Source organism: Streptomyces sp. NPDC060194, assembly GCF_042728285.1.
Lineage (GTDB): Bacteria > Actinomycetota > Actinomycetes > Streptomycetales > Streptomycetaceae > Streptomyces.
In genome coordinates this window covers 1-24802 of record NZ_JBHWZH010000091.1, presented here as the reverse complement: position 1 = coordinate 24802, position 24802 = coordinate 1, and the positions used below count along the sequence as shown (strand labels likewise).

The 24802-nt window shown below is 73.9% G+C and carries 21 protein-coding genes; 6 read left to right on the top strand and 15 right to left on the bottom strand.

Translation table 11 applies throughout. The features are described from left to right. Window positions 1-76 precede the first annotated feature (76 nt). The 6 genes from ACFWEG_RS19740 to bldG all read right to left on the bottom strand — a co-directional run bounded on the left by ACFWEG_RS19740 (window position 77) and on the right by bldG (window position 6350). Window positions 77-274, bottom strand: a complete 198-nt coding sequence (locus tag ACFWEG_RS19740) for a hypothetical protein (protein ID WP_387216755.1) — start codon at window positions 272-274, stop codon at window positions 77-79. Between the two features lie 113 nt (window positions 275-387). After that, window positions 388-1917, bottom strand: a complete 1530-nt coding sequence (locus ACFWEG_RS19735) for a methyltransferase (RefSeq protein ID WP_387216753.1) — start codon at window positions 1915-1917, stop codon at window positions 388-390. 154 nt (window positions 1918-2071) lie between these two features. Further along, the gene (locus tag ACFWEG_RS19730; RefSeq protein WP_387216751.1) at window positions 2072-2665 is read right to left on the bottom strand and encodes a small secreted protein; all 594 of its coding nucleotides are present in this window, start codon (window positions 2663-2665) and stop codon (window positions 2072-2074) included. Window positions 2666-2847: 182 nt separating this feature from the next. After that, entirely contained in the window at window positions 2848-5202 is a 2355-nt protein-coding gene (locus ACFWEG_RS19725; RefSeq protein WP_387216749.1) for a sodium-translocating pyrophosphatase, read from the bottom strand. A gap of 222 nt (window positions 5203-5424) precedes the next feature. Beyond that, the gene (locus tag ACFWEG_RS19720) at window positions 5425-5901 is read right to left on the bottom strand and encodes an ATP-binding protein (RefSeq protein ID WP_387216747.1); all 477 of its coding nucleotides are present in this window, start codon (window positions 5899-5901) and stop codon (window positions 5425-5427) included. A 95-nt stretch (window positions 5902-5996) separates the two neighbouring features. After that, complete coding sequence (gene bldG / locus ACFWEG_RS19715; RefSeq protein WP_093799810.1) at window positions 5997-6350, bottom strand: anti-sigma factor antagonist BldG; 354 nt, start codon at window positions 6348-6350, stop codon at window positions 5997-5999. An 82-nt stretch (window positions 6351-6432) separates the two neighbouring features. On the opposite strand from bldG, the gene ACFWEG_RS19710 reads away from it, so the two are divergent. Continuing rightward, window positions 6433-8949, top strand: coding sequence for a DEAD/DEAH box helicase (locus ACFWEG_RS19710; RefSeq protein WP_387216745.1), 2517 nt, complete (start codon window positions 6433-6435; stop codon window positions 8947-8949). Between the two features lie 11 nt (window positions 8950-8960). Here the strand turns inward: ACFWEG_RS19710 and ACFWEG_RS19705 are convergent, their stop codons facing one another. The 7 genes from ACFWEG_RS19705 to ssd all read right to left on the bottom strand — a co-directional run bounded on the left by ACFWEG_RS19705 (window position 8961) and on the right by ssd (window position 14064). Further along, the gene (locus ACFWEG_RS19705) at window positions 8961-9302 is read right to left on the bottom strand and encodes an Rv3654c family TadE-like protein (protein WP_387216743.1); all 342 of its coding nucleotides are present in this window, start codon (window positions 9300-9302) and stop codon (window positions 8961-8963) included. A 16-nt stretch (window positions 9303-9318) separates the two neighbouring features. Next, window positions 9319-9669 carry a TadE family type IV pilus minor pilin gene (locus tag ACFWEG_RS19700; RefSeq protein ID WP_387216741.1) on the bottom strand — a complete coding sequence of 117 codons (351 nt, stop codon included), beginning with the start codon at window positions 9667-9669 and terminating at the stop codon, window positions 9319-9321. Between the two features lie 85 nt (window positions 9670-9754). Then, a complete protein-coding gene (locus tag ACFWEG_RS19695) occupies window positions 9755-9994 on the bottom strand; it encodes a DUF4244 domain-containing protein (RefSeq protein WP_387216739.1) in 240 nt (79 codons plus the stop codon). Between the two features lie 98 nt (window positions 9995-10092). Beyond that, the gene (locus ACFWEG_RS19690; protein WP_387216737.1) at window positions 10093-10854 is read right to left on the bottom strand and encodes a type II secretion system F family protein; all 762 of its coding nucleotides are present in this window, start codon (window positions 10852-10854) and stop codon (window positions 10093-10095) included. Next, window positions 10851-11747 carry a type II secretion system F family protein gene (locus ACFWEG_RS19685; protein ID WP_387216735.1) on the bottom strand — a complete coding sequence of 299 codons (897 nt, stop codon included), beginning with the start codon at window positions 11745-11747 and terminating at the stop codon, window positions 10851-10853. The genes ACFWEG_RS19690 and ACFWEG_RS19685 overlap by 4 nt, the downstream gene beginning before the upstream one ends. After that, the gene (locus ACFWEG_RS19680; RefSeq protein ID WP_387216733.1) at window positions 11744-12931 is read right to left on the bottom strand and encodes a TadA family conjugal transfer-associated ATPase; all 1188 of its coding nucleotides are present in this window, start codon (window positions 12929-12931) and stop codon (window positions 11744-11746) included. Before ACFWEG_RS19680 ends, ACFWEG_RS19685 begins: the two co-directional genes overlap by 4 nt. After that, a complete protein-coding gene (gene ssd / locus ACFWEG_RS19675; protein WP_387216731.1) occupies window positions 12928-14064 on the bottom strand; it encodes a septum site-determining protein Ssd in 1137 nt (378 codons plus the stop codon). Before ssd ends, ACFWEG_RS19680 begins: the two co-directional genes overlap by 4 nt. Window positions 14065-14556: 492 nt before the next feature. Between ssd and ACFWEG_RS19670 the strand changes: the two genes are divergently transcribed. Together ACFWEG_RS19670 and ACFWEG_RS19665 are read left to right on the top strand one after the other, a co-directional pair. Further along, window positions 14557-15432, top strand: a complete 876-nt coding sequence (locus ACFWEG_RS19670; protein ID WP_387216729.1) for an HAD family hydrolase — start codon at window positions 14557-14559, stop codon at window positions 15430-15432. A 318-nt stretch (window positions 15433-15750) separates the two neighbouring features. Next, window positions 15751-16446 (top strand): 2-phosphosulfolactate phosphatase, encoded by a 696-nt coding sequence (locus ACFWEG_RS19665; protein ID WP_387216727.1) that lies wholly within the window; start codon window positions 15751-15753, stop codon window positions 16444-16446. 146 nt (window positions 16447-16592) lie between these two features. Here ACFWEG_RS19665 and ACFWEG_RS19660 read toward each other — a convergent pair whose 3' ends face one another. Continuing rightward, window positions 16593-17444, bottom strand: a complete 852-nt coding sequence (locus ACFWEG_RS19660; RefSeq protein ID WP_387216725.1) for an oxidoreductase — start codon at window positions 17442-17444, stop codon at window positions 16593-16595. Between the two features lie 101 nt (window positions 17445-17545). Between ACFWEG_RS19660 and ACFWEG_RS19655 the strand changes: the two genes are divergently transcribed. Next, window positions 17546-18532, top strand: a complete 987-nt coding sequence (locus tag ACFWEG_RS19655; protein WP_387216724.1) for an ATP-binding protein — start codon at window positions 17546-17548, stop codon at window positions 18530-18532. A gap of 79 nt (window positions 18533-18611) precedes the next feature. Here the strand turns inward: ACFWEG_RS19655 and ACFWEG_RS19650 are convergent, their stop codons facing one another. After that, window positions 18612-19904, bottom strand: a complete 1293-nt coding sequence (locus ACFWEG_RS19650; RefSeq protein ID WP_387216722.1) for a hypothetical protein — start codon at window positions 19902-19904, stop codon at window positions 18612-18614. Window positions 19905-20175: 271 nt separating this feature from the next. Here ACFWEG_RS19650 and ACFWEG_RS19645 point away from each other — a divergent pair, with 271 nt between their 5' ends. Both ACFWEG_RS19645 and acs read left to right on the top strand, forming a co-directional pair. Beyond that, entirely contained in the window at window positions 20176-22620 is a 2445-nt protein-coding gene (locus ACFWEG_RS19645; protein WP_387216720.1) for a SulP family inorganic anion transporter, read from the top strand. Window positions 22621-22778: 158 nt separating this feature from the next. Then, window positions 22779-24734: an acetate--CoA ligase gene (gene acs, locus ACFWEG_RS19640; protein WP_387216718.1), complete on the top strand. Its 1956-nt coding sequence runs from the start codon at window positions 22779-22781 to the stop codon at window positions 24732-24734. The last annotated feature ends 68 nt before the right edge of the window (window positions 24735-24802 follow it).

Here is a 24802-nt window from a genome sequence, read left to right as displayed (position 1 = left end):
GGGGCGGAGCCCCCGGGGTGCCGCGCACCCGGAGAGAGCGCCCCGGGGTGCCGCGCACCCCGAATGCGCGCTCAGGTCAGAGGCGGGTGAAGCACCACGCGCCGAGGAGGAGCGCCGCCGCCCCCGCGACCGTCGCCCACCCCGCCGCCGCCCGCGGCGCGACGCCGAGCGCGACCGGCCGCCCGTGCCGTACCCGTACCGCCGTCCACCCCAGCAGCGCCGCCCCGAAGAGCACGAACACCGTCCCGGCGAACACCGCAGGCCCGCTCTCCATCCCGACGCCTCCACGACCCGCGGGCGCCGGCCGCTCCGGGCCCCCGGGCGAGGCTGGCACGGCGGGGCGTACGCCGCGCGAACCCGGGGTGAACAGCGGGCCCCCGGGGCGGGTCAGCCGTCCAGCCCCGCCGGCACCAGGAAGCCCAGCTCGATCAGCGTGCGGATCTGCGCCGGCGCGCGGTCCCGCAGGGTGACCGGATCCTCGTCCAGCAACTGCGCGATCGCGTCCAGGATCTGACCCGCGCTCAGCGACCCGTCGCAGACCCCCGCGAACCCCGCCCCGACGGTGTCCACCTCCGTCGCCCGTCGCATCCCGCGGTTCGACCGCAGCACGACGTGCTCCGGGTCCTCCGCGCCGACGGTGCCGACCTGCTCCTGCACCACCTCGGGCGCGAGCAGGAACGAGTCGGCGAGCAGCCCCGCGTCGTCGCGCGCCCGCAGGTAGTCCTGGCGCGCGAAGTGCGCGCGGACGGTCTCCCCGAGCGGCTGCTCCACGGGGTGCGGCCAGTCCTCGACGACGACCGACGCCCGTCCCGCCGCCGCCTCCGCGGACCGCCGCAGGGTGATCCACCCGAAGCCGACCGACCGCGTCCCGCTCGCCTCGAACGCGTCGAGCCACTCGTCGTACCGGGCCCCGTAGGCCTCCGCGTCCCCGCGGTGGTCGCCGGCGTCCCGCAGCCACAGCTCGGCGTACTGGGTGACGTCCTGGACCTCGCGCCGCACGATCCACGCGTCGCACTCGCGCGGCACCCAGGAGCGCAGCCGGTCCTGCCACTCCTCGCCGTCGACCTCCTGCCAGTTGACGAGGAACTGCGCGAAGCCGCCCTCGGTCAGCCGCACCCCGGCCTCCTGGACGATCGCCCGGCACAGGTCGTCGCCCGCCATGCCGCCGTCGCGGTAGGTGAGACGGGCGCCCGGGGAGATCACGAAGGGCGGGTTGGAGACGACGAGGTCGAACGTCTCCCCCTCGGCGAGCGGCTCGAACAGCGAGCCCTCGCGCAGGTCGGCGTCCGTCTTCACGCCGGAGAGCGCGAGGGTCAGCCGGGTGAAGGCCAGCGCGCGCGGGTTGAGGTCGGTGGCGGTGACGCGGGTGGCGTACTGCGCGGCGTGCAGCGCCTGGATGCCGGAGCCGGTGCCGATGTCGAGGGCGGACCCGACGGGCGTGCGAACGGTGATGCCGGCGAGCGTGGTGGACGCGCCGCCCACACCCAGGACGACCCCCTCGTCGCCACTCCCGATGCCGCCCGCACCTCCGACCGCGCAGCCGAGGTCGGAGGCGATGAACCAGTCCTGCCCGTCGGGGCCGCCGTACGGCCGCAGGTCGAGCGTCGCGCGGACGCCGTCCTCGCGCTCCTCCAGCCAGCCGTCGGCCAGGCAGGCGGCGAGGGCGTCCTCCGGGAGCGCGGCGGCCGCCCGCTCGCGCGGGACCGGGCGCTGGAGCAGGAACAGCCGGACGAGCGTCTCCAGCGGGCCGTCGCCGCGGGTGGCGCGCAGCGCGGGGACGGTCTCGGCGCGCGCCAGGGCGGTGTACGCGGCGGCGCCGAGCAGTTCCAGGAGGCCGTCGGCGGTGAACCCGGCGACGAGCAGGGCCTCGCGGAGGCGGGCGGCGCGGTCGGGGGCGGGAAGGCTGCGGGTACTCACCCCTTCATTGTCACCGCTCGCACTGACAACGCGCCCCCGCGCGGACCCGCGACGCCGCCGCGCGCACCCGTGGCCGACGCGTCCGGCCCCGGAAAGCCCGAGCGCGGAGGGCGGTCGCCCTCCGCGCGGTACGGCGGTCGTGCACGGCTTCCGGTCAGGCCTTGCCCGAGGACGGCACCGGGGACGCCGCCGACTTGCAGCTCTCCTGGCCCCGCATCGCGTCGGCGACCTCGCCGGACTGCAGCTTGTCGAGGGCGTCGGTGCCACTCTTGTTGATCTTGTCGAGGGACGCCTGCACACCGCGCAGCCCCTCGGCGAACTTCGCCTGGTCCTTGGTGTCGAGGGCGTCGACCTGCTTCTTGAGGTCGGCGTAGGAGGCGGAGATCGCGTTCAGCTCCTCGACCGCGTCGCCCTCGTCCTGCTTGCCGTCCTCGACGGGCGGCGCGCCGGCCTTGTCGACGGCCTGGGCCATCGCCTTGTAGGCGTCGGACATGTCCTGGAAGGCCTTGGAGTCGACGCGCTTGACGTCCTCCGGCTTGCTGTCGTCCGACGTCTCCTTCTGGATGGAGTCGTTGGCCGCCTTGATCTTGTCCACCTGGGGCTGCCAGGCGTCGCAGACGCTCTTGGCCCAGTTGTCGAGCTCCTCGTTGCCGTCGTCGCCACCGCAGCCCGACAGCGCCAGTACCAGTACCGCACCGCCGGACAGCGCGGCCGCAAGCTTCTTGTTCACCGGAGTGGTCCCTTCCATGGCTCTCGGCCCCGGAACTTACACGGGAGAGGTATGACTTTCGCACTCCGGTCAACCCTTTCGCCCGGTCTCGTAACCGTTTGCACCAAGGGAGACGAGCCTCACGGCATGACCCGCGCGCGCACGGAAACGAGCGGACGACGTCTCAGAAGACGTCGTCCGCCCGACCGTTGCCGCCGTGCTCAGGAGGCCACCGGGGAACCGCCCGTCCCCGCACCGCTCGTCCGCGCGGAGGCGTCGTCGTCCTGACCACCCATCGCGATGCCGCGCCGCTTGGACGCGTACACCGCGCCGACGATGGCGCCGATCGCCAGGACCGCGACCAGGGCCCGCAGGAGCGGGCTCGCGTCGTCGCCGTAGCTGAACTGGACGACGGCCGGCGCGATGAGGAGCGCGACCAGGTTCATCACCTTCAGGAGCGGGTTGATCGCCGGTCCCGCGGTGTCCTTGAAGGGGTCGCCCACGGTGTCGCCGATGACGGTGGCGGCGTGGGCGTCGCTGCCCTTGCCGCCGTGGTGGCCGTCCTCGACGAGCTTCTTGGCGTTGTCCCAGGCGCCGCCGGAGTTGGCGAGGAACACGGCCATCAGGGTGCCGGCCCCGATCGCGCCCGCCAGGAACGAGCCGAGCGCCCCCACCCCGAGGGTGAAGCCGACGGCGATCGGCGCGAGCACCGCGAGGAGGCCCGGCGTGGTCAGCTCCCGCAGCGCGTCCTTGGTGCAGATGTCGACGACCCGCCCGTACTCGGGCTTCTCGGAGTAGTCCATGATCCCGGGGTGCTCGCGGAACTGCCGCCGCACCTCGTACACGACGGCTCCGGCCGACCGCGAGACCGCGTTGATCGCGAGGCCCGAGAACAGGAAGACGACCGCCGCCCCGAGGACGAGCCCGACCAGGTTGTTGGGCTGTGCGATGTCCAGGCTGAGGTTCATCTCGGTCGCCTTCGCCCCCACGTCGCGCACCGCGGTCCTGATGGCGTCGGTGTACGACCCGAAGAGCGCGGCCGCGGCCAGGACGGCCGTGGCGATGGCGATGCCCTTGGTGATGGCCTTGGTGGTGTTGCCGACGGCGTCGAGGTCGGTGAGCACCTGCGCGCCCGCTCCCTCGACGTCGCCGGACATCTCCGCGATGCCCTGCGCGTTGTCGGAGACCGGACCGAAGGTGTCCATGGCGACGATGACCCCGACCGTGGTGAGCAGCCCGGTGCCCGCAAGGGCGACGGCGAACAGCGCCAGGATGATCGACGTCCCGCCGAGCAGGAACGCCCCGTAGACGCCGAGCCCGATCAGCAGGGCGGTGTAGACGGCCGACTCCAGGCCGATCGAGATGCCGGCGAGGACGACGGTGGCGGGGCCGGTCAGCGACGACTTGCCGATGTCGCGCACCGGTCGCCGGGTGGTCTCGGTGAAGTACCCCGTCAGCTGCTGGATGAGCCCGGCGAGCACGATGCCGATGGCGACGGCCACCAGGGCGAAGACCCGCGGGTCGCCGCCGTGCGCCCGGGTCGCCTCGTCGGCCACGCCGTCGAGGTCGGCGTAGGTGGACGGCAGGTAGGCGAAGGCGGCGACCGCCACCAGGAGCAGCGAGACCAGCGCGGAGATGAAGAAGCCGCGGTTGATGGCGCTCATCCCGGACCTGTCCCCGCGGCGCGGGGCCACCGCGAAGATGCCGATCATCGCGGTGAGCACCCCGATGGCGGGCACCATCAGCGGGAAGGCGAGACCGGCGTTCCCGAACGCGGCCGTGCCGAGGATCAGGGCGGCGACGAGGGTGACGGCGTAGGACTCGAAGAGGTCGGCGGCCATGCCCGCGCAATCCCCGACGTTGTCGCCCACGTTGTCGGCGATGGTCGCCGCGTTGCGCGGGTCGTCCTCGGGGATGCCCTGCTCGACCTTGCCGACCAGGTCGGCGCCGACGTCGGCCGCCTTGGTGAAGATGCCGCCGCCCACCCGCATGAACATGGCGATCAGCGCGGCGCCGAGCCCGAAGCCCTCCAGGACCTTCGGCGCGTCCGCCGCGTAGACCAGGACCACGCAGGAGGCGCCCAGCAGGCCCAGTCCGACGGTGAACATGCCGACCACGCCACCGGTGCGGAACGCGATCCGCATGGCCGTGTGCGCGACAGCGGTGGAATCCTTTTCCGGTCCGCCCGGTTCGGGCGTCGCCTCACGCGCCGCAGCCGCCACCCTGACATTGCTGCGCACGGCCAGCCACATTCCGATGTATCCGGTGGCCGCGGAGAATGCGGCGCCGATCAGGAAGAATACGGAGCGGCCGATGCGCTGATTCCAGTCGTCCGCCGGCAGCAGCAGGAGAAGGAAGAAGACGACCACGGCGAAAACACCCAGGGTGCGCATCTGGCGGGCCAGATAGGCGTTGGCACCCTCCTGGATCGCGGTGGCGATCCTCCTCATCGATTCGGTGCCCTCGCCCGCGGCGAGCACCTGGCGCACCAGCACCCCGGCGACCGCGAGAGCGGCCAGTGCGACCACGCCGACGGCCAGTACGATCAGCCGGTTTTCGTCCGTCAGAACCGCCATCCGTCCTCCTTGACGCTCGAAACGAGATCATGGCGTGGACGGATTGTACGGAGCACATCGAGATCAAATCAGGATGCGGGAATCGGAATTCTTGACATCAGGCCGAAAAAAGAGAGAGACCCTGATCGCCAGGGCCTCTCACGTGACGCGTGATGCGTAATTCCTTTACGGAGTTACACCGTCGGACGCCCGGGAATTCAGGCGACCGATCATATATTTCGATCAAGAATTGCGTACTGCGCCGCCCGGCAGGTCCGAGGGGACCAGCGGGGCCGGGGCGGTCGGCCAGGTCATCCGGATCAGGCCGCCGTCGGCGTCGGAGGACACCTCCACGTCGTCGACGAGGCCGCTGATGACCGCGAGGCCCATCTCGTCCTCCTCGGCCTCGATCTCCTCCGGCGCGACCTCGCCGTTGCGGCTGCCCGGCAGCGAGCCGAGCGGGACCGCGCGCGGGGCCTCGTCGCCGACCTCGATGGAGAACTGCTTCTCCTCCTCGATCAGCCGCACCCGCACGGGCGCGTCGATCCCGCTGCTGACGTGCAGGCCGACCGCGCGGCTGCACGCCTCCCCGACGGCGAGGCGCAGCTCGTCCAGGACCGTCTCGTCGACCCCGGCCTTGCGCGCCACGGAGGCGGCCACCAGGCGGGCGGTCCTGACGTGTCCCGGGACCGCACTGAATCGGAGTTCAACGGTGGCCATGCCAACCCCCTCGGAGGTACGAGCGACGAACGTGCGGAGGGCCGGACCGGACTGCGCCGGTCCGGCCCCCATGGGTCCTGCGATCTTCCGCCGGATCAGTCGGTGGCCGCGACGGCCTCGTCGACCGAGGTGTGGATCGGAAAGACCTTGGTGAGGCCCGTGATCCGGAAGATCTTGAGAATGCGCTCCTGGTTGCAGACCAGGCGCAGCGAACCCTCGTGGGCACGCACTCGCTTCAGGCCGCCCACCAGGACGCCGAGGCCGGTGGAGTCGAGGAAGTCGACGCCCTCCATGTCGACGACGAGGTGGTAGCTGCCGTCGTTCACCAGCTCGACCAGCTGCTCGCGCAGCTTGGGCGCGGTATACACATCAATCTCGCCACCGACCTCGACGACCGTACGGTCGCCACCAGGGCCGGACACATTGCGAGTCGACAGGGACAGGTCCACGGATCCTCCAGCACCTTGCTTGTCTGCGGTCGCCCTCTAGAAAACTCCCCGGCGGAGCAGGAAGGGCCGAACGCCAGCCGCCATGGCATTCAATCACTTACCGGCAGGCGTGCACGACGCCTTGGAAGCATTGTCCGCCTCGCCAGTGACACACTCGGTGCCGATGGCCGACGAAACCGCTTCCCCCCGCATGATCCTCGACCGGCTCGCGGCCGGCGCGGGCAGGGCTGCGCGCATCACTCATACGGAGCACCTGCCCCCGCGGACGGGCCGCCATGCCGTCTGGCCGGACCGGATCCGCGCCGAGGTCGTGGCGGCGATCCAGGCGCGCGGGATCGCGCATCCCTGGGCCCACCAGGCACGGGCCGCGGAGCACGCCCTGGACGGCGAGTCGGTCGTGATCGCCACCGGAACGGCCTCGGGCAAGTCGCTCTCGTACCTCGCACCGGTCCTCTCGGCCCTCCTCGACGGCTCCGAGGCGCCCAACGGGCGGGGCGCGACCGCCCTGTACCTCGCCCCGACCAAGGCGCTCGCCGCCGACCAGCGGCGCGGCGTACGGGAGCTCGCCGCGCCCCTCGGCAACGCGATCCGGGCGGCCGTCTACGACGGCGACACCCCGTTCGAGGAACGCGAGTGGGTGCGCCAGTACGCGAACTACGTCCTGACCAACCCGGACATGCTGCACCGCGGCATCCTGCCCGGCCACCCCCGGTGGTCGTCCTTCCTGCGCGCCCTGCGCTACGTCGTGATCGACGAGTGCCACACCTACCGGGGCGTGTTCGGCTCGCACGTCGCCCAGGTCCTGCGCCGGCTGCGGCGCCTGTGCGCCCGCTACGGCTCCGAGCCGGTCTTCCTGCTGGCCTCCGCGACCGCCGCCGACCCTTCGGTCGCGGCCGGCCGGCTGACCGGTCTGCGGGTCGTCGAGGTCACCGACGACGCCTCCCCGCGCGGCGAGGTGGCGTTCGCGCTGTGGGAGCCGCCGCTCACCGACCTGCACGGCGAGCAGAACGCACCCGTTCGCCGCACCGCCGTCGCCGAGACCGCCGACCTGCTGACCGACCTGGTCGTGCAAGGCGTCCGCACGGTCGCGTTCGTCCGCTCGCGGCGCGGCGCGGAGCTGGTGTCGGTCATCGCCAAGGACCGCCTCTCGCCGATCGACCGCTCCCTGCCGGCCAAGGTCGCCGCCTATCGCGGCGGCTACCTCGCGGAGGAGCGCCGCTCCCTGGAGCGGGCCCTGCACTCCGGCGAGCTGCTCGGCCTGGCCGCCACCACCGCCCTGGAGCTCGGCATCGACGTGTCCGGTCTCGACGCCGTGCTGATCGCCGGCTATCCCGGGACCCGCGCCTCGCTCTGGCAGCAGGCGGGCCGCGCGGGGCGGTCCGGGCAGGGGGCGCTGGCGGTCCTGGTCGCCCGCGACGACCCGCTCGACACGTACCTGGTCCACCACCCCGAGGCGCTCTTCGACCGGCCCGTCGAGTCCACCGTCCTCGACCCGGACAACCCCTACGTCCTCGCCCCCCACCTCTGCGCGGCCGCCTCCGAACTCCCGCTGACGACGGCGGACCTGACGCTCTTCGGCCCCGCGACCGACGAGCTCCTGCCCCAGCTGGAGGGCGCCGGGCTGCTGCGCAGGCGCACCCACGCCTGGCACTGGACCCGCCGGGAGCGGGCGGCCGACCTCACCGACCTGCGCGGCGAGGGCGGCCCGCCCGTGCAGATCGTCGAGGCCTCCACCGGCCGGCTGCTCGGCACGGTCGACGCCTCCGCCGCCCACGCCTCCGTGCACGAGGGCGCGGTCCACCTGCACCAGGGCCGGACGTACCTGGTGCGCACGCTCGACCTGGACGACTCCGTCGCCCTGGTCTACGAGGCCGCGCCGCCCTACACGACGACCGCGCGGGACACCACGGCGATCTCCGTCCTGGAGACCGAGGTGACCGTCCCCTGGGGGGAGGGCCGCCTGTGCTACGGCTCGGTGGAGGTCACCCACCAGGTGGTCTCGTTCCTGCGCCGCCGGGTGCTCACCGGCGAGGTCATGGGCGAGACGAAGCTCGACCTGCCGCCCCGCACCCTGCGCACCCGGGCCGTCTGGTGGACAGTCACCGAGGACCAGCTGGACGCGGCCCGGATCAACCCGGAGATCCTGGGCGGCGCCCTGCACGCCGCCGAGCACGCCTCCATCGGCATCCTGCCGCTCTTCGCCACCTGCGACCGCTGGGACATCGGCGGCGTCTCCGTCCCGCTGCACCCCGACACCCTCCTGCCGACCGTCTTCGTCTACGACGGCCACCCCGGCGGCGCCGGCTTCGCCGAACGCGCCTTCCACACCGCCCACTCCTGGCTGACCGCCACCCGCGAGGCCATCACCTCCTGCGACTGCGACGCCGGCTGCCCCTCCTGCATCCAGTCCCCCAAGTGCGGCAACGGCAACGAGCCGCTGCACAAGCGGGGCGCGATCCGGCTGCTCACCGAGCTGCTCAGGGGCGGGGCCGACGCCGCGAATGAGGCCGCCGTCGAGGGCGGGGCCGACGGGGCGAGTGAGGCCGCCGTCGGGGGCGGGGCCGACGGGGCGGGCGAGGCTGCCGTCGGGGTCGGTTGAGCGGCGCCTGTTCACGGGGCCGCCTCCTGCCCCGGCGCCGGTCCCGCGCCCTCGGGTGCCGGGCCGGCCCGTGACCGCACTAACGCCGAGAAGGCGCCACTGCGACCCCGCACAGAGACGTCGGCCACCTCCCCCACCACGTCGCACCGCACGACCTCCGCCCCCTGCGCCGCCCCCACCCGCGCTCCCCACACGCAGGCGTCCGCTCCCTGCGTCCAGGCCCGGTCCGCCACCGCCAGGGCCACCAGGTCGGCCGCCCCGCCCGCCCGGTGCCGGGCGATCACCGCCTGCCCCACCCCCATCAGCACCGCGAACACCGAGCAGAGCGCCAGCGCCGCCACCGCGCACCACACCGTCGCGGTTCCTCGATCACCCCTCGCTCGTCCCGGCATCCGCGCCGGCCTCCGTCCCGTCCTCCGCGGCGGCCACGGCCTCCGCGCTCAGCCGCACCCCGAGTCCGCCGGGACCGGGCGCGGCGGCGTCGACCGTGACCCGCCAGAGGTCGCCCTGCCGGACGACGGACACCGCGGCCCCGCGGGGCGCCGCCTCGCGGGCGGCCGCGACCGCCACGCCCGCCGGCTCGGCGCGGGCGGCCGACCGCGCCCCCGCCCGCGCAGCGTCCACGCACCGGATCTGGGCCACCGCCACCAGCAGGCCCCACACCAGCCCGGCGCAGAACAGCACCAGGACCGGCAGGACGACGGCTGCCTCGACGCTCACCGAGCCCCGGTCCCGCCCGCGGGGGCGGGCGGCCGGGGCCGACCGGGCCCCCGGCGTCGCCCGCGCCCCGCACGGCCTCTCCCGCTCAGAAGGACGCACTGAGAGCCCTCTTCACCAGCCCCTCCAGCGCGGTCCGCACCGCCGCGCTGGAGACCACCTTGTAGAGCACCCCGGCGAACGCCACCGCCGCCAGCAGCACGATCGCGTACTCCGCCGTCGCCATCCCCCGGTCGCCCCGTGCCGCCCGACGCCGCCTCACCCACCAGGCCCGCAGCCCCACCGCGCTCGCCGTGACCGGACGCATCAACCGCACCGAAACCTTCATCACGCACCCATCTCCCTGTCGTCCTTCTGATCCCCCTGCCGCCTTTCGGCAGGGACGTCTGTCCCGCACGGATCCGCGGGACCGTTCTCCGCCGGCCGCTACACCCCCTTCAGTCCCGAGGCGAGCCCGAGCACCACCGGGGCGACCCCGATCACGAGGAACGCGGGCAGGAAGCAGAGCCCCACCGGGGCCGTGACCAGCACTCCGGCGCGCTGCGCCCGGGTCTCGGCCGCCCGCGCCGCCTCGGCGCGGCAGTCGTCCGCGATCCGGGCCACCGCGTCGGCGGCCGGTGCGCCCGACGCAGCGGCCCGCTCCAGGCAGCGGGCCAGCGCCCCCGCCCCGGGGAGGGCACCGAGTCCCGCCCACGCCTCCGCGGGATCACCGCCGAGGCGCACCTCCGCCGCCACCCGGACCAGCCGCCGGCCCACCGGCCCGCCCAGCGACTGCCCCACCGCTTCCGCCGCTGCCACCGGCCCGGCGCCCGCGGCGACGCAGGCGGCCAGCAGGTCCGCCGCCAGCGGGAGTTGCCGCCCGGCTTCGGCCGCCTCCGCGGCCGGTTCGGCCGCGTCCCGCCGGTCCCGGGCCCAGCGGTGGAGCCACCAGCCCGCCGCCGCGCCGACCAGCCCCGCGACCGGGCCCCCGACCATGACCCACCCGGCGACGAGCCCCGCGGCCACCGGTGTCGCGGCCCGCACGAAGGTCAGCTCCATCCGGGCCCGCCGCCGTTCGCGCAGCACCTCCAGAAGGACCGCCTCCGCCCGCCGCCGGGCGGCCCGCTCGCGACGCGCACCGCTCCAGGCCGTCGACGCCGCCCAGAGGGCCGCGGCGCACACCGCCGCCGAGGTCACCGTCGAACTCATCGCCCCTCCCCCGCCCGCACGATGCGCCCGACCCACCACATCCCGAGGGCCTCCAAGCCCCCGCCGACCAGCAGGCAGCCGATGCCCGCCGGGGTGTGAAGCAGGATCCGCAGGGGTTCCGCGCCCAGCCCCGCCCCCATCAGGAGCCCGACCACCGGCAGCAGGGCCAGCGCCCCGGCGGCCGCCCGTGCCCCGGAGAGGCGGGCGCGGAGCGACGCCTCCTGCGACCGCTGCTCACGCAGGGCCGCCTCGAGGCGCATCAGCCCCTCGGCGAGACCCGCGCCGTGGTCGACGGAGGTCCGCCAGCAGGCGGCGAGACCCGCCAGTCCTTCGCCGCCCGGCGCCCGGGCCGCCTCCCGCAGCGCCGCCGGGACGTCTCCGCCGAACCGCGCCGCCGCGAGCACCCGGGACGACTGGCTCCCCAGCGCCCGGCCCGCCTCGGACGCCGTGTCCCGAGCGGCCGCCACCAGCGCGCCTTCCGGCTGTCGCCCCGCCCTCAGCTCACCGATCAGCACCCCGCACAGCGCCACCACGGCATCGGCCCGCCGGGCCCGGTCCGCCAGCCGCTCCCCGCGTGCCAGCCGGCGCCGGACCAGCGGCACCGCCGCCAGTCCGGCGAGCAGCGGCAGCGGGGAGGCCCCGAGCAGCGCAAGCAGGGCTCCGCCGCCGACGCACCACCACTCGCGCCCCACACCGGCCCACCTCCGCCGCAGCCACCGCAGCAGGTCGTCCCCACGGGCCGGCCCCGCACCGGGTCCGCCGCCGACCGGCGGCATCCCGAGGAGCCGCGCCCGGCGGAGCGCCGCGCCCTCCGCCCGCGCGCCCGCCAAGCGCGCCGCCAGCAGCGCGCAGACCAGCACGCCCGCGTGGACCGCGGCCTCCCGGGCGCTCACCACGCACCCCCGAGCCGCGCCCGCAGCGCCTCCCAGCCCGCGCCCCGCACGAACCCCCGTTCGCCCCACGCGAGGGCGGGGACCGTCACGACCACACCGGACGCGTCCCGCTCCAGCACACGGACCTCGGCGACGCGCCGCCGCCCGGTCCGGTCCCGGACGAGGTGGACGACCAGCGAGAGGGCCGCCGCGAGCTGGCTGTGCAGCGCCGCCCGGTCGAGCCCGGCGGAGGTCCCGAGGGCCTCCAGCCGGGCGGGGACGTCCTCGGCGGCGTTGGCGTGCACCGTTCCGGAGCCGCCCTCGTGCCCGGTGTTGAGGGCCGCGAGGAGGCAGGCCACCTCCGCACCGCGCACCTCGCCGACGACCAGCCGGTCGGGCCGCATCCGCAGGGCCTGCCGGACGAGGTCCTCCAGGGTCACGAGCCCGGCGCCCTCCTGGTTGGCCGGACGCGTCTCCAGGCGCACCACGTGCGGGTGGTCGGGGCGCAGCTCGGCGGAGTCCTCGGCGAGCACGATCCGCTCCTCGGGGCCCGCGAGTCCGAGGAGCGCACTGAGGAGGGTCGTCTTCCCGGTCCCCGTGCCCCCGCTGATCAGGTACGAGAGGCGGGCGTCGACGAGCGCCCGGAACAACCGCTCGCCACCGGGCGGGACCGTGCCGGCCGCGACCAGTTCCTCCAGGGTGAAGGCCTTGGGCCGCACCACCCGCAGCGAGAGGCAGGCGGATCCGACCGCGACGGGTTCGAGCACCGCGTGCAACCGGGTGCCGTCGGGGAGCCGGGCGTCCACCCAGGGCCGGGCGTCGTCGAGCCGCCGGCCGGCGGCCGCGGCGAGGCGCTGGGCGAGTCGGCGCACGGCGGCCGGGTCGGCGAACCGCACCGCCGTCAGTTCGAGCCCGCGGCCGCGGTCCACCCACACCCGGTCGGGGGCGGAGACCAGCACGTCGGTGACCTCGGGATCGGCCAGCAGCACCTCCAGCGGTCCCGCCCCGACCAGCTCGGACCGCAGCCGGCGGGCGACGCCGAGCACCTCGGCGTCCCCGAGCACGCGGCCCTGGGTGCGCAGGGCGGCCGCGACCCCGGCGGGTGTCGGCTCGGCGCCGCTCTCGGCGAGCCGCTGCCGCACCGCGTCGAGCAGCGGTCCCGCGGTGCCCCCGGTTCCCACCGGGCTCGGTGTGATCGTGCTCATGAGGCCGCACCCCCGGCCACCGCGCCGGCCACGCCCGCGCTCCCGCTCACGGCCCGCTCCCAGAAGGCCGCGGAGAACCGCGCGAGCGGACCGCGCGCGTTGCCTCCCGGCGGATCGCCCTTGACCTGGGCCACGGCCAGCCCCGGCTCCCAGGGCACCGCCCCGGCGAGCGGCAGGCCGAGCAGGCCCGCGACCGTCTCCTCGTCGAGCCCGCCGGCCCCGGGTCCGCGGACCACCACCCGCAGGTCGCCCATGACCATGCCCACCGCCGCGGCCACCCGCCGGGCCGCCGCCACGGCGCGCAGCTCGGCCGGGACCACGAGCAGCCCGATGTCCAGCTGGGCGAGCGCCTCGGCGACGCCCTCGTCGACCCGGCGCGGGAGGTCGACCACGACCGTGCCCCCACGGCGACGGGCCGCCGCCAGGACCGCGCGCATCGCTTCGGGCGGCACCACCACCGCGTCCCCGCGGTCCCAGCTCAGCAGCCGCAGGGCGTGCAGCTCGGGCAGGGACGCCTCCAGCGCCCCGGCGCCGACCCTGCCGCGGGAGGCGGCGAAGTCGGGCCAGCGCAGGCCTTCGGCCCGTTCGCCGCCGAACAGCACGTCCAGCCCGCCGCCGAGGGGGTCGCCGTCGACGAGGAGGGAGCGGCCACCGGAGCGGGCGGCGCCGACCGCGAGGGCGCAGGCCAGGGTCGAGGCCCCGGCTCCGCCGCGACCGCCGATCACCCCGACGGTGAGCGCGGGGCGTCCCGCGCCCTCGGTGGCGTCGGCGATCCGGTCGACCAGCCACCGCTCGGCGTCGGGCAGCCGCAGTACGTGGTCCGCGCCGATCTCGACCGCGAGCCGCCACACACTGCCGTCGTCCTGGTCGTGGCCGACCAGGACCAGCCCGCGTCTGCGGGGTGCGCCGCGGACCCGGCGGGCCGCGTCGTCGCCGACGAGGATCAGCGGCGCGTCCTCCCAGCTGCCCCGCGCCGGCGGGACGCCATGGTGGACCTCCGGTTCGGTGACGCCTGCCGCGGCGCACAGCCGCAGCAGGTCGTCCAGCAGCTCCGGGTCCTCGGTGACGATCAGCGGCACCCGGCCGCGCCCCTCGTCCGGCGGCGCCTGCTCCTGCGTGGTGGAACCCGTCATGGATCCGTCCCCCTGTTCCGGGCCGCGACGGATGCGTCGCGGTCCCCTCTCCGATCCGACCGCCGTACATCGACGGTTCGGCTTGCGGGATCAGCGTGGGGAACGCGCGGAAAAGTTTTGGATCATGGGCGAAATCTGGGGACGGGGAGCAGCCTGTGGACAACTCGGCCACCCGATCCGGCGACTCGCCTGCCGCGACGGAACCGCTACGCAGCGTGACGCGTAGACGAGGTAGGAGCGCCGCGCCGAGCGGCGTGCGACCGAGGAGGAGCCGATGGGCTCAGGCCGTGCGGAGAGCCGGAAAACGCGTCCGGACATGCGACGACCCCCGCCGGGGGGGAGAGCGGGGGTCGTCTGCCGCGGACCGACTCGGGGGGGGAGGAGCCGATCCGGGTAGCACGGGTCGCGAACGATCCGTGACTTCCATGGTGTACCCGAGAGCCTTCTCAAGCAAACCCACGCGCCACAGCCTACGCCGAATGGCGGCCCCCTATGCTCGGGCACGTGGAAATGCACCCGCCCGCGTACCGGTCGCCGCACCCGTCGCCGCGCACCGCAGCCTTCTTCGACCTGGACAAGACGGTGATCGCCAAGTCGTCGACGCTCACCTTCAGCAAGTCCTTCTACCAAGGTGGACTGATCACCCGCCGGGCCATGCTGCGCACGGCCTACACCCAGTTCCTCTTCCTCGCGGGCGGCGCCGACCACGAGCAGATGGAGCGCATGCGCTCCTACCTGTCCGCCCTCTGCAGGGGGTGGAACGTCGAGCAGGTACGCGAGATCGTCGCCGAGACCCTGCACGACATCGTCGACCCGATGATCTACGACGAGGCCGCGTCCCTCATCGAGGAGCACCACACCGCCGGCCGGGACGTGGTGATCGTCTCGACCTCCGCGGCCGAGGTCGTCGAGCCCATCGGCAAGCTGTTGGGCGCGGACCGGGTGGTGGCGACCCGCATGGTGGTGGGCGAGGACGGCTGCTTCACCGGCGAGGTCGAGTACTACGCCTACGGCCCGACGAAGGCCGAGGCCGTCAAGGAGCTGGCCGCCTCGGAGGGCTACGACCTCTCGCGCTGCTTCGCCTACAGCGACTCCGCCACCGACGTGCCGATGCTCGAGTCCGTCGGCCACCCCTACGCCGTCAACCCGGACCGGGCGCTACGCAGGGAGGCGGTCCTGCGCGACTGGTCGATCCTGACCTTCGAGCGCCCGGTCCGGCTGAAGCAGCGGCTCCCCGGCCTGTCGATGCCGACCCGCCCCGCCCTGGTCGCGGCCGCGGTGGGCGCGGCCGCCGCGACGGCGGGTCTGGTCTGGTACGCCAGCCGGACCCAGCGCACCGGCAAGCGCGGAGTCTTTGCCCGAGTTTGAGGTGGAACGTAACGATCCCGTGGCTGGGGTTTCGGTTCCGGGCCGACAGGAGTACAAAGGAGTCACGGCCCGCGAGACCAGGGACATCCGCGAGGATCACCTTTGACGCAGTACGGCCCCACGGACCGCGCATGCACGCCGAGTACCCACGCGACGTCGACCCACCGATTGTGGGCCAGCCGCACCAGGCGACGGGCGAATGTTCCCGACCTGATGGGCATATCGAGAGGACGCTTGGTAACCCGGTGGTCATGCCAGCGGCGGTACGGATCTCCGTACCGCCGCACTTTTCTGCGGCCTGTGGGTGATCATGCCTGCATGGACGCCCGATTCCCCGGCATACCCGAACTGACCGGAACACCGACCGTCGCCGTCGTCGTCGACGTGATGCGGGCCTACACCGTCGCGGCGTGGGCCTTCGCGCGCGGTGCGGAGAAGATCGTGCTGGCGGAGTCGCTCGACGAGGCCCTCGCGCTGAAGGCCCGTCACCCCGAGTGGGTGACGCTCAAGGACGGCCCGCCGGCCCCCGGCTTCGACGCCGTCAACTCCCCGGCCCTGCTGCGCTCCGCCGACCTCACCGGTCGGACCGTCGTGCAGAAGACCACGGCCGGAACGGTCGGCGCTCTCGCCGTCCGGGACGCGTCGCTCGTCCTGTGCGCCGGCTTCGTCGTGGCGGAGGCGACGGCCGAGGTCCTGCGCGGACGCGGGTGCGACAGCGTCACCTTCGTCGTCACCGGCGAGCACGGTCGAGCCGAGGAAGACCTGGCGTGCGCCCGGTACATCGCGACGAGAGCCCAGGCCGGCGGCGGCGATACGGACCCCGCACCCTTCCTGCGCCGCGCCGCCGCCTCACGCGCCGCGGCCGAGTTGGCCGAGGGGGTGCGCGAAGGCGCCCACCCCGACGACGTCGCGCTCTGCCTCGATCTCGACCGCTTCCCCTTCGCGATGACCGCGACCTCGGAGGACTCGCTCATGGTCCTCCGCCGGACCGACCCCACGGGCCTGCCTGCCTGACCGCGTCGGCCCCAGGCCGCCAAACCACCAGACCCCGGGCCGCCATACCGCCAGGCCCCGGGGCTCCGGACCACCGGGCCGTCAGGCCGCCAGACCACCGCGCCGCCAAGCCACCAGGCCTCCGGGAGCGCGACCCCCTCAGGCCGTCAGGCCGCCCCGCGCTGCAACGCCTCGCAGACCGCCGTCGACTCCCGCACACCGAGCTCGACCGCGCGCCCGCAGTGGGCGATCCAGGCCGCCACCCCCTGCGGCGTCCCCGAGGCGTACCCCTCGAGCGCCGCGAGGTACGCGGCCCGCCCCAGCTCTCCGTGCCCGACCTCGGCCGGACAGATCGACTTCGGGTCCAGGCCGCTGCCCACCAGCACGATCCGCTCGGCCGCACGCGCCACCAGGCCGTTGTGCGAACCGAAGGGACGCAGCGCGAGCAGCTCGCCGTGCACGACGGCGGCCGTGACCAGCGCCGGGGCGTCCGTACCCGCGAGGAGCAGCCCCGCCAGGCCCTCGAGCCGCCCGCTCACCTCGTCGGCGCCGGGGAGGGGCAGCTCGACGAGCGGCTCGTCGACGGCCTCGCCGGCCAGCCGCGGCCGGCCCACCGGATCACCGGTGCCGCCCGCTTGCGCACCCGCGCCGGCCCCCGGCCGGGCCGCCGCCACCAGGTGAAGCCGGGCGAGGACCCGCAGCGGGGACTGCCGCCAGACGGACAGCAGCTGACCGGACTCGGCGGTCAGCCGCAGCGCGGCGCCGACGGTGCGCGCCTCGTCGTCCCCGCTGAAGTCGGTGCGCCGACGGACCTCCTCCAGCGCCCAGTCCGCCCCGGCCAGCGCGGCCGACCCGCGCGCGCCGCGCAGCGCGGCCTCGGCGGTGATCTCGTTGCCGCGCCGCCGCATGACGCGGTGCCCGTACACGCGGTCCACGGAGGTGCGGACGGCGTCGACGGCGTCGGCGACGCCGGGCAGCGCGGCCAGTGCGGCCAGGGGGTCTGTGGTCGGACTACTCATAGCCAGGAGGCTACGCGCCTCGCGCCTGCGCCCCTCGAAGGAGTGGTCTTCTTCACGCAAGAGGGACACTCAGCGCCACGGGAGCACTACCCTAGGTGAACATGAAGATCGCTTTCGTGGGTAAGGGCGGCAGCGGCAAGACCACGCTGTCCTCCCTGTTCATCCGCCACCTCGCCGAGACCGGCGCACCGGTCGTCGCCGTCGACGCCGACATCAACCAGCACCTGGGCGCCGCGCTGGGCCTCGACGAGGAGGCGTGCGCCGCCCTCCCCGCGATGGGGGCCCGGCTGCCGCTGATCAAGGACTACCTGCGCGGTGACAACCCGCGCATCGCCTCCGCCGAGACGATGATCAAGACGACCCCGCCCGGCACCGGCTCCCGGCTCCTGCGGGTGGCCGAGGACAACCCGGTCTTCGACGCGTGCGCCCGTCCGGTGCGGCTGGACGACGGGACGGTCCGCCTGATGGTGACCGGCCCCTTCACCGAGGCCGACCTCGGGGTTGCCTGCTACCACTCCAAGGTCGGTGCGGTGGAGCTCTGCCTGAACCACCTGGTCGACGGGCCCGACGAGTACGTCGTGGTCGACATGACGGCCGGGTCGGACTCCTTCGCCTCGGGCCTGTTCACCCGCTTCGACATGACCTTCCTGGTCGCGGAGCCCACCCGCAAGGGCGTCTCGGTGTACCGGCAGTACAAGGAGTACGCCCGGGACTTCGGCGTGTCGCTGCGAGTCGTGGGCAACAAGGTCCGCGACGAGGACGACCTGGAGTTCCTGCGCGCGGAGGTCGGCGACGACCTGCTGGTGACGGTCGGGCACTCGGACTGGGTGCGGTCGATGGAGAAGGGGCGCGCCTCCCGCTTCGAGCACCTGGAGGCGGGCAACCGCACCTCGCTCGAGCGGCTGCGGATCGCCGCCGACGACTCCTACCACCGGCGCGACTGGGAGCGGTACACCCGCCAGATGGTGCACTTCCACCTGAAGAACGCCGAGAGCTGGGGGAACGCGAAGACCGGGGCCGACCTGGCGGCGCAGGTCGACCCCGGTTTCGTGCTGGGCGAGCGGGAGGCGGCCGGTCAGGCTGCCTGACGACCGCTCAGGACGGGCGTCCGAAGGCCCTCCGGACGCCCTCCTGCCGGACTTGTCCGGCAGGAGGGCGTCCCACTCGTCAGTCGGCCTGCGCACCCCCGGCCTCGGGCGCGCCGGCCGCGCCGGACGCGGGCGCCTTCGGCTGCTCGGCGGCGGGCTTCGGGCTCAGAAAGGGCGACCAGCCGCCCTTGGGCGCCTCGCCGACCTGGAGCGTGCGCAGCTTCGCGAGCGTCTTCGGGTCCTGCGCGTCGAGCCAGTCGGCGAGCTGCCGGAAGGAGACGCAGCGGACCTCGCTGCGGGTGCAGACCGTCTTCACCGTCTCCTCGATCGCCCGCATGTAGGTGCGGCCGTTCCAGGACTCGAAGTGGTTGCCGATGATCAGCGGCGCCCGGTTGCCCTCGTAGGCGCGCTTGAAGGCGGCGAGCAGACCGTCGCGCATCTGGTTGCCCCAGTAGGCGTGCTTGGCGGGGTCGCCCTTGACGGTGCCGGACTGGTTGACCATGAAGTTGTAGTCCATGGACAGCGTCTCGAAGGCGCGGCCGGGGACCGGGACCTGCTGCAGCGGCATGTCCCACAGCCCCTGCTTCTTGCCGGGCCAGACCTGGGTGCCGACGCCGCTGGAGTCGTAGCGGAAGCCCATGTGGCGGGCGGCCGCCATCATGTTCTTCTGCCCCTCCAGGCAGGGGGTGCGGGCGCCGACGAGTTCCTTCTCGTAGTCGAAGGGCAGCGCGGCGACGCCCTTGAGACCGGTGTTGGTCTTCCACGTCTTGACAAAGGACTTGGCCTGCTCGATCTCGCTCCGCCACTGGGCGGGCGACCAGCTGCCGACGCCGTTCGCGCCGCAGAAGTGCCCGTTGAAGTGGGTGCCGATCTCGCTGCCCTCCAGCCAGGCGCCGCGCAGCTGCTCGACGGTGGCCTTGATGCTCTTGACGTCGTTGAACCCGATGTCGGAGCGGCCCGCCGCGCGACCCGGCGGCCGGTAGAGGTCGTTCTTCTCGGTCGGCACCAGGTAGACGCCGCTGAGGAAGTACGTCATGTGGGCGTTGTACTTCTTGCTGACCTTGCGGAAGTGGGAGAACAGCTTCTGGCTGTCCTCGCCCGCGCCGTCCCAGGAGAACACGACGAACTGCGGCGGCTTCTGACCGGGCTTCAGCCGGGTCACGGGCCGCTGGTTCGGCTGGGCACCGGTGACGGAGGTGGACCCGTCGCCGATCAGGCGGACCGGGGCCTTCGGCGGACCTGCCTGCACGGCCTCCTTGGCCTTGGGCGCCGGCTGCGCCGCACGGTCCTCGCCCGAGCAGCCGGCGGTGACGGCCGACAGCGCCAGGACGACGGCTCCGGCGGCGAGCTTTCTCACTGAGGCCGCGGTCATCGGCCCACCTGCTTTCGTGTCGCGTGATCGATAGGACGGCTCCGCGTCGCATCTGTTAACGCCCGACGGGTCCGGACAAGCGGAACGAAACGCGCTTTCACCCGAGGGGATGAAAAATTGGCCTGTTCGATCTCCACACCCGACACGACCCTTTACTCAGAGTTACCATTCCATTACCAAGTGTTGGAAAAATCCCGCCGCTGTACGCCGTGACCCACGGCCGCGCGCCCCTTCGACCGCGACCGCGCCGCCCCGGAAGAGACGGGACACCATGTCTGCCTGCGCACCCGAGACCCCCGCCGGACCCCACCCCCCGACCGCACCCCCCACCGCCTCGCCGCCCTCGCCGCGCCCCCCAAAGCGGAGGCACGGCCTCCCGCGGATCTCCGGCGCCGACGTCTCCGCGTCCGTCGCCGTCTTCCTCATCGCCCTGCCGCTCTCCCTCGGCATCGCCCTGGCCACCGGCGCCCCACTCCAGGCGGGGCTGGTCGCGGCAGCCGTCGGAGGCCTGGTGGCGGGCCGCCTCGGCGGCTCGGCGCTCCAGATCAGCGGCGCCGCCACCGGGCTCACGGTCGTCACCGCCGACCTCATCCAGGTCTACGGCTGGCGCACGACCTGCGCGCTGACCGTGCTCGCGGGGGTGACCCAACTGGTTCTCTCCTGGGTGCGGGTGGCCCGTTCCGCACTGGTCGTCAGCCCCGCGATCGTGCACGGGATGCTGGCCGGCATCGGCGTCACCATCGCCGTCGCCCAGCTGCACATCGTCCTCGGCGGAAGCCCCCGCAGCTCCGTGCTGGACAACGTGCGGGAGCTGCCCGCGCAGCTCGCCGCCCCCCACCCGGCCGCGCTCGGCATCAGCGCGCTGACGCTCCTGCTGCTGTTCGCCTGGCCCAAGGTGCCGGGGCGGATCGGCCGCGGGCTCGGCAAGATCCCCGCGGCGCTGGCGGCGGTGGCGGGCGCCACCGCGGTCGCGTCGCTCGCCGGGCTCGCCCTGCCGCGGGCCGATTTGCCGTCCTGGCGGAGTCACGCCCTGCCCTCGATGCCCGAGGGCCCGGTGCTCGGCCTCGTCGCCGCCGTCCTCACGGTGACCCTGGTCGGCAGCGTCGAGTCGCTGCTCTCGGCGGTCGCCGTCGACAAGCTCGTCGCCGCCCGCAAGGACCCGCAGGGCACCCCGCGGATCCCCCGGGCGGACCTGGACAAGGAACTGCGCGGCCAAGGCGTCGCCAACATCGTCTCCGGCGCGCTCGGCGGACTGCCGATCGCCGGCGGCGCGGTGCGCAGCACGGCCAACGTCCGCGCGGGCGCCGTCAGCCGCCACTCCACGATGCTGCACGGCGTGTGGATCGTCGTGGCGGCCCTGTTCCTGGTGCCGCTGCTCGGGCTGATCCCGCTGGCCGCCCTCGCCGCCCTGGTGATGGCCGTCGGGATCCGGATGGTGAGCCTGCACCACATCCGCACCGTCACCCGCCACCGCGAGGCGCTGGTCTACGGGGTGACGCTGGTCGGCGTCGTCCTGGTCGGCGTCCTGGAGGGCGTGGGGCTCGGGATCGCGACGGCCGTCGTGGTCGCCCTGTACCGGCTGACCCGGACCCGCATCTCCTGCGAGGTCGACGAGCGAACGGGCGCGCACCGGGTGAAGGTGCGCGGCCAGTTGACGTTCCTCGCCGTGCCCCGGCTGACCCGCGCCCTGCACCAGATCCCCTACGACGCGCCGGCCTCCGTCGAGCTCGACGGGTCGTTCATGGACCACGCGGCCTACGAGACCCTGCACGACTGGCAGACGGCCCACGCCGCCCCGGTGGAGATCGCCGGGCGGCCCGGGAGCCGGGTCGCCGAGCCGGCCGGGCACGGCTGCTGTCGCCCGTGGACCCCGTGGCGCAACCACAGTTGCGAGGACCGCGGCGCCACCGGCCGCGCCGCGGACGGACCCGCCGAGCGGGCGCCCGCCGCCGCGGACCGTGCCGCCCAGGGGCAGCCGGCGGGCACGGCCCCGGACCGCCCGACCACCGCACGGCCGGCCCAGGGCACGGGGGCCGCCCATCTGGCCTCCGGTATCAGCGCGTTCCAACGCGACACGGCCCCGCTGGTGCGCGGCGAGCTCGCCCGGCTGGCGCGGGAGGGTCAGCAGCCCACCCAGCTCTTCCTCACCTGCGCCGACTCGCGGCTGGTCACCAGCATGATCACGTCCAGCGGCCCGGGCGACCTGTTCGTGGTGCGCAACGTCGGGAACCTGGTGCCTCCACCGGGAGCCGACCAGGGCGACGACTCGGTCGCGGCGGCCATCGAGTACGCCGTGGAGGTGCTGAAGGTCAGCAGCATCACCGTGTGCGGGCATTCGGGGTGCGGTGCGATGCAGGCCCTGCTCGGCACGCCCCCCGGTGACGCGGGCGCCTCCACCCCGCTGAGGCGCTGGCTGCGGCACGGCCTGCCCAGCCTGGAGCGGATGGCCGGCGGCGCGGGGGACGGCGGATACGCCCGGCTGGCCGGCCGCTCCCCCGCCGACGCCGTGGAGCAGCTCTGCCTCACCAACGTGGTGCAGCAGCTGCACCACCTGCGCGCGCACGACGCGGTGGCGCGGGCGCTGGCCGAAGGCCGGATCGAGCTGCACGGGATGTACTTCCACGTCGGCGAGGCCCAGGCGTACCTCCTCGACGGGGACATCGGGGACGAGCTGTTCGACCGGGTGGCTCCGGAAGCCGCTCCGGCCGGGGCGTGAACCCGGGCCCGCTCCCACCCGTGCCCCAGGGTGAGGGCACGGCGACCGGGCCGAAAGAGGTCTAAACCAATTACCGGGCGGCTCTTGTCACCCGGGGTCCCGGCCTGATGAGCTATGGCCTGGGACACACTGGACGCGCCCTGGGAAAGGGAGATGTCGTGAGCAACGAGAGCCTTGCCAACCTCTTGCGTGAGGAACGCAAATTCGCACCGCCCGCCGAACTGGCCGCCGCGGCCAACGTGACGGCCGAGGCGTACGAGCGGGCCGACGCGGACCGGCTGGGCTTCTGGGCCGAGCAGGCCCGCCGCCTCACCTGGGCCACCGAGCCCACCGAGACCCTCGACTGGTCCAACCCGCCCTTCGCGAAGTGGTTCGCCGACGGCCGGCTGAACGTCGCCTACAACTGCGTCGACCGGCACGTCGAGGCGGGCCACGGCGACCGGGTCGCCATCCACTTCGAGGGCGAGCCGGGCGACAGCCGGGCGATCACCTACGCCGAGCTCAAGGACGAGGTGTCGCGAGCCGCGAACGCGCTGATCGAGCTGGGCGTCGAGAAGGGCGACCGGGTCGCCCTCTACCTGCCGATGATCCCCGAGGCCGCCGTCGCGATGCTGGCCTGCGCCCGGATCGGCGCCGCGCACTCGGTCGTCTTCGGCGGCTTCAGCGCCGACGCGCTGGCCACCCGCATCGAGGACGCCGACGCGAAGGTCGTCATCACCTCCGACGGCGGCTACCGACGCGGCAAGCCGAGCGCCCTGAAGCCGGCCGTCGACGAGGCCGTCGACCGCTCCCCCGGCGTGCGCAACGTGCTCGTGGTGCGCCGCACCGGCCAGGACGTCGCCTGGAACGAGGGCCGCGACCTGTGGTGGCACGACGTCGTGGGCCGCCAGTCCGCCGAGCACGCGCCCGAGGCGTTCGAGGCCGAGCAGCCGCTGTTCATCCTCTACACCAGCGGCACCACGGGGAAGCCGAAGGGCATCCTGCACACCTCCGGCGGCTACCTCACCCAGGCCGCCTACACCCACCACGCGGTCTTCGACCTCAAGCCGGAGACCGACGTCTACTGGTGCACCGCCGACATCGGCTGGGTCACCGGGCACTCCTACATCGTCTACGGCCCGCTCGCCAACGGCGCCACCCAGGTCATGTACGAGGGCACCCCCGACACCCCGCACCAGGGCCGCTTCTGGGAGATCGTCCAGAAGTACGGCGTCACCCTGCTCTACACCGCGCCCACCGCGATCCGGACGTTCATGAAGTGGGGCGACGACATCCCCGCGAAGTACGACCTGAGCTCGCTGCGGATCCTCGGCTCGGTCGGCGAGCCGATCAACCCCGAAGCGTGGGTCTGGTACCGCGAGCACATCGGCCGCGGGAAGTGCCCGATCGTCGACACCTGGTGGCAGACCGAGACGGGCGCGATGATGATCGCCCCGCTGCCCGGCGTCACCGAGACCAAGCCCGGCTCCGCCCAGCGCGCCCTGCCGGGCATCGGCGCGACGGTCGTGGACGACGAGGCCAACGAGGTCGGCAACGGCGGAGGCGGCTACCTCGTCCTCACCGAGCCGTGGCCGTCCATGCTCCGCACGATCTGGGGCGACGACCAGCGGTTCCTGGACACCTACTGGTCCCGCTTCGAGAACCGCTACTTCGCGGGCGACGGGGCGAAGAAGGACGACGACGGCGACATCTGGCTGCTCGGCCGGGTCGACGACGTCATGCTCGTCTCCGGCCACAACATCTCCACCACCGAGGTCGAGTCCGCGCTCGTCTCGCACCCGAAGGTCGCCGAGGCGGCCGTCGTGGGCGCGGCCGACGAGACGACCGGGCAGGCGATCGTCGCGTTCGTGATCCTGCGCGGCACCGCGGTGGAGGACGAGGGCCTGGTCGCCGAGCTGCGCAACCACGTCGGGGCGGCGCTCGGCCCTATCGCCAAGCCCAAGCGCGTCCTGCCGGTGGCCGAGCTGCCCAAGACCCGGTCCGGCAAGATCATGCGGCGGCTGCTGCGGGACGTCGCGGAGAACCGCGAGCTGGGCGACGTGACCACGCTGACCGATTCGTCCGTCATGTCGCTCATCCAGACCAAGCTGCCCTCGGCGGGCGACGAGGACTGACCGGCGGCCCGCGCGGAGGCTCCCCAGGGCCTCCGCAGGGAGTCGGAGGGGTGCCCGGTTCGAGGAAC